This is a genomic window from Brevundimonas sp. TWP2-3-4b1, from assembly GCF_049897665.1.
Taxonomy (GTDB): domain Bacteria; phylum Pseudomonadota; class Alphaproteobacteria; order Caulobacterales; family Caulobacteraceae; genus Brevundimonas; species Brevundimonas subvibrioides_B.
This window is the reverse complement of sequence record NZ_JAFCWQ010000054.1, coordinates 1-4,773: the sequence shown is the minus strand read 5'-3', so window position 1 is coordinate 4,773 and position 4,773 is coordinate 1. Positions and strand designations below refer to the sequence as shown.

The 4,773-nt window shown below is 62.8% G+C and carries 4 protein-coding genes and 1 tRNA gene; 2 read left to right on the top strand and 3 right to left on the bottom strand.

Translation table 11 applies throughout. From position 1 onward, the window contains the following. The coding region (locus ACP7A5_RS17830; RefSeq protein ID WP_426043145.1) for a sigma factor at positions 1-404 on the bottom strand (404 nt) is incomplete at its 3' end. A 414-nt stretch (positions 405-818) separates the two neighbouring features. After that, entirely contained in the window at positions 819-1,568 is a 750-nt protein-coding gene (locus ACP7A5_RS17825) for a M48 family metallopeptidase (RefSeq protein ID WP_426043144.1), read from the bottom strand. A 406-nt stretch (positions 1,569-1,974) separates the two neighbouring features. On the opposite strand from ACP7A5_RS17825, the gene ACP7A5_RS17820 reads away from it, so the two are divergent. Next, a tRNA-Lys gene (locus tag ACP7A5_RS17820) sits at positions 1,975-2,051 on the top strand. A gap of 297 nt (positions 2,052-2,348) precedes the next feature. Continuing rightward, on the top strand, positions 2,349-3,515 hold the full coding sequence (locus tag ACP7A5_RS17815; protein ID WP_426039827.1) for a hypothetical protein: 1,167 nt from the start codon (positions 2,349-2,351) through the stop codon (positions 3,513-3,515). A gap of 628 nt (positions 3,516-4,143) precedes the next feature. Here ACP7A5_RS17815 and ACP7A5_RS17810 read toward each other — a convergent pair. Next, complete coding sequence (locus tag ACP7A5_RS17810; protein ID WP_426043143.1) at positions 4,144-4,698, bottom strand: fasciclin domain-containing protein; 555 nt, start codon at positions 4,696-4,698, stop codon at positions 4,144-4,146. Between the last annotated feature and the right edge of the window lie 75 nt (positions 4,699-4,773).

The window sequence follows — 4,773 nt, the reverse complement described above, 5'->3', positions numbered from 1 at the left end:
TCAATCTGGTCAAGTTCGTCGTTGGTCATCGGGCGCTGCGAACGCCTCCAGTCTAGAGAACGGTTCCGCGCGATAGCCGATAGCCATGCGATGGAACTTCCCCGCTCTGGATCAAACTGGGAAGCGCGTTTCCAGACCGTGGCGTAGACCTCGCTCATCACGTCTTCTGCTGCACCTCGATCCCCGCATATTCGGACGCAGTTGGCGAAGAGTTTCGAGAACGTCAGCGCGTAGACAGTAGAAAACGCGTCTTTGTCGCCGGTCCCGGTCAAGATCAAAGCATCCTTCAGTTCGCTTTTGGCCGAAATGAGAGGCGCGAGGTGAACCGACGCATGACGTCGTGGAGAGATGCAGCGTCTTGTTGATCCGGCCATATTGGGCGCGCTCGCGTTGCGAGCGGTCACGGCTCGACCGGCTACCCGCAGACTATCTGCGGTCTCGGCTACCTCAACGCACCATAAGCTTGTCCGTTGCGAGCAATGTTCGCCCGCTACGCTGTGCCTGCCTTGCCGCTATGAGGTAGTTTCAAGAGTTCACTCTGCAGCCGAACGCAATGACCGCTGCTGGCGCAATCACGCTACTGTTGAAGTCACTGCCATGTCCGCTGTCCACCCGTTTGAGACGTCCAGGACGTCCGCTTTTCGGCGGTCGCTATCCTGGCCGACGGCTAGCCCCAACACCGCCAACTCTGGCCCACGGCTTGGTGCCGCCGCACGGGCGGGGTCGACCATATCGAGCAGGGCCTCAACGCGTTCGGGGTCGGTCATCATCACGAGGTCTCAGCGGAGGGTTGGAGAGGCGTGTGGTGAAGGTCCAGCTTAGCTCCAGCCGCGTTCGCGGATGTAGGCCTCCAGCGCGGCGATTCGCGTGGCGTCCGACGGGTGGGTGGAGGCGAACTCCGGCTGACCCGACTGGCGCTGCTGGGCCATCAGACGCCACAGGGCCACGGCCTGCGACGGACGGAACCCGGCCGAGTTCATATAGTCGACCCCCAGCCGATCGGCCTCCAACTCGGCGCGACGAGAGTAGGGCAGCAACAGGCCGTATTGGGCCGCGATGGCCCCGAACGATCCCACGGTCTGCCCGCGCGATCCGGCCACGCCTTGCGCCACCTGCAGGCCCAGATTGGTCAAGGCCGTCGAAGACGCCCGTTCCGCCGGGTGCCGGGCGACGACGTGGCCCATCTCGTGGCCGATCACGGTCGCTAGCTGATCGTCATTCTGTACCAAGGCCAGCAGGCTTGTCGTCACGCCGATCTTGCCCGACGGCAGGACAAAGGCGTTCGGGCTTTCGCTGTTGAACACGGCGTAGTCCCAACTGCGATTTCTCAGGCCCGCCGCCTCGACCAAGCGGTTCCCGACCCTACGGATGCGGTCCACCGAAGCGCCGGTCAGCGCGGGGTTCTGGGTCCGAAGCAACTGCTGCCACGCCGCTTCGGATTGCTGCTCGAGACCGGTCGAGTCAGCGATAATCAACTGATTGCGGCCGAGCGTATCATTGTAGGCGCACCCTCCGAGTAGGAGGGTCAGGCTCAATCCGGCTGCGACGAATGGGGCGGTACGGGTCATGGAGATCTTCTTTCTGTGCCGGGAGCAAGACCGACGATCGGCACATGAACCCGGCGAAGCTGGCAAGGGTTCCCGCTTCAACCCTCCATCAGGTGCTGTCAGTTAGCGAAGTGCCGGTACCGTTTAGAAGAATGGGGCCGGGGCAGAAGACAGCGGCAGCGCGAAGGACCGATGCTACGCAGAGCAGACCCTGGTCCGGTTTCAGCGGCAGGTCCGCTTTCCGCCTGACACACCGTGACCGATCTCCACCCACAGCTGTCCGTCCCGACGCACCGTTGAAGATCGCTGTGCGTTCGGCGGACCGAGACTTGCAGCTGTCCTGCAAGCGTTGAAGCTAAGCGCCGCCGACTGGCTCGTTCGGTGCAGGTTGGGGTTTAGGGCTGAGAAGCCTGTATCAGGTTGAGACGGGCGTTTAGCTCAGTTGCGCAGAGCGGCGGCCCCTTAAGCCGCAGGTCCGTGGTTCAAGTCCACGAACGCCCCCCAATCCGTCTTGCACAATCGCGGTTTGGCCCCGCCCGTCGCGGCACCTATGGCGCGGCCGCTGCTTAGTAAGTCCCTGCAAGTTGCCACTGTCCCATATCAGGCCGATACGTCCATGAACCGCCCAGCCAGAACCGCACCAACCGAGAGTGGAGACCAGTCCGGGTCCAGTCCCCGGCTGGCACATGAAATCATGAGCTCCGGAGACCGGGAACTTGAGGATCTGATTTTCAGCTGGCGACGGGTGTCTGATCCGAAGCTGCGCAAAGTCGCACTCCAACTCGTCCGATCGATGGCGTCTTGACCGTGCCTATCCTGCGGGAGGTCCGATCCGCCGACTGGAAGCTTCTAAACGATCTGCACCGATGGGCCTGGTTTCCTGAGCGGAGTGAAACCGGCTGGGAATGGGTCCATCGGTTCGGCCAAGGCTATCCCGGCTGGGTCTTGGAGGACCAAGACGGAGTCTGCGGCTACCTCGGCAATATAAGGCAGGATTACACCTATCTTGGCGCCCGCCTGTTGGGTGCCACAGGCTATTCCCTGATCGTCCTACCCCGCGCCAAAGGGGGCTCCCGGCTATTGCTGCAAGCCTTCCGAAACCAACCTAGCGTTTTCGTAACGTCGATTTTCAACAGCAATGCACTAGCCGCGCCTATCTATACGCACGCAGGATTTTCGGCCTTTCCCCAAGACTGGGCTGACACCAAGATCGTTTGGCCGCTCGCGCCGATGACCATTTTATCCGAGCGGATCGTCCGCTCGCTTTACCGCCATCGCCGGCCCTCGCGAGAATTGTTTAACGGCGGGAGAGACGGGTCGCGCGGCCACAGCGCCGCTGGCGTGTCGGCACTAGATCCTTGGACGGACGCCGCCGCGATCGACCTCTTCAACGCGGAGCTTCGAGCTTCAGGGTCACTTCTTGCTGACCGCTCGGCTCGGGCTCTCCAAAACCGGTTTTCTGACCCCGATCAAACGGAGCCACCGATGCTTTACGGGTGGCGCGAGGGCGACCGACTGTCTGCCGTCGCACTCGGCCAACTCGGCAAAATGTCAGAGTATGAGGCACCCGTTCTGGACATCATTGATCTAGCCTGGCTGGCCCCTCAGGGAGCTGCTGGGGCCACGCACTTGCTGGTTCACATGAAGACCGAGGGGCGACGATCGGCGGCGTCGCGCATGCGCCTGTCACTGGTGAACAAGGACACAGCGGAAGTCGCGCTCAAGGCACCAGGCGCAATCATTCGACGCCACCACCTCCACGGGCACGCGAGCTTCGTGGCAAGCCTTGACGAAGGTCTTCCCTGGGCTCCGACTCCCTTTGATGGCGACTTCGGGTTCTGTCTGCGGCCGCCGCCGACGAAAGTTTCGGGTGAAAGGCGAAAGGAGTCTGCATCTGGACCGCCTGCCTGGAGACGAATTTCTGGCGCAGGCGCGCCGCTATCAGGTTCCCCCGATAATCACCGCTGAATCCAGGCTCACACCAGTCGATGCGTTTTCTGGGCGTCACGATGGCCGGACCCGACCTATGGTGGACATAGCCCCGCGGTGGAGAGATCGGCTAGCTTTGCTGGCGGGGGTAACGGCGATGGACCTACATCACCGAAAGTGCGGGCCAAGCGGCCGTTCGGCTTCCAAGGTTATTCTCGACCCGAACGACCGCTATCCACCCGAAAGAGACCCGAGCAACGTCCGCTTCCGGCGCGGCTCTCCAATGTCTGCTTTCCGACGTGGGGCTAATGACGGGGCACGACCCTGGCTAGAACTCCACAACGTCTGCTTGGCGAACAAACTCGGTCATTCCCTGGGTGCCTGTTTCGTGCCGCATCAACCCAAAATTATGCGCGCCAAAAGGCCTGCCGCAACCACGACCAATGCCACGATGACAACCACCGCGATAGAGCGTGGTGCAACACGGCGCGCAGGTGGGACGGCAGGCCAAAACGGGTTCTGTCGCTCAGGCTTGATCGGCATCTCTGTATCTTAGGCTGGTCAACCTTCCTAACAAGGTCAACGCTGTTCGCCCTGCCCGTTCTGCGCCCACGAAACACTGTACGTGAGAGACACCAATGGGTCAGGGTTGCAGGTTTTTCGCGAACTACCCCGCCTTCACCAGTACCCCGTCCACCGGCTGAACCACGCCGTTCGACACCACCTTCTCCTCGCCCGTCAACCGCGCGGTCGCGCCGTCGGCGGCGGTCACCACCACTGCGTCGCCGTCCTTCGAGAAGGTCAACAGACCGTCGGACATGGTCCGAATCTGGACGCCGCCGCCACCGCTGCGCTCGATGGCGGCCATGATGTCGGCGCGGGTAAGGGCACCCGGCACGATGTGGGCGCGCAACAGGGCGGCGCTCTGGGCCTTCATTGCCTCGCCCGCCAGGTCCGCGCCCGCCGTGCCCAGCGCGGCATTTGCCGGAGCGAAGACCGTATAGGGGCCCTTGCCCTCGAGAACGTCGGACAGGCCTGCGTTCTTGACCACCCCTTCCAGCGTGTCGAGGTCGCCCTCGTCGCCGATGGCGGCCGCCAGTGTCTTCGAGGACGGCGCCGGCGTCGCGCCGTCTCCACCTTCGGCCTTGTCGGCCTCGCCGCCACAGGCGGCGAGGCTAAGGACCATCAGGGGCGCGAGCGCCCAGAGTCTTTGATTGCTCATCGGTCCCTCAGGTCAAAAGCTGAATGACGGCCTGCACCAGCTGTGTGGTGGGGTCGACCTGGTACACGGAGCCGT

Bases quoted from the DNA above. Each gene is read 5' to 3' on its own strand.
- ACP7A5_RS17825 (WP_426043144.1), bottom strand. From the start codon at position 1,568: ATGACCCGTACCGCCCCATTCGTCGCAGCCGGATTGAGCCTGACCCTC.
- ACP7A5_RS17810 (WP_426043143.1), bottom strand. From the start codon at position 4,698: ATGAGCAATCAAAGACTCTGGGCGCTCGCGCCCCTGATGGTCCTTAGC.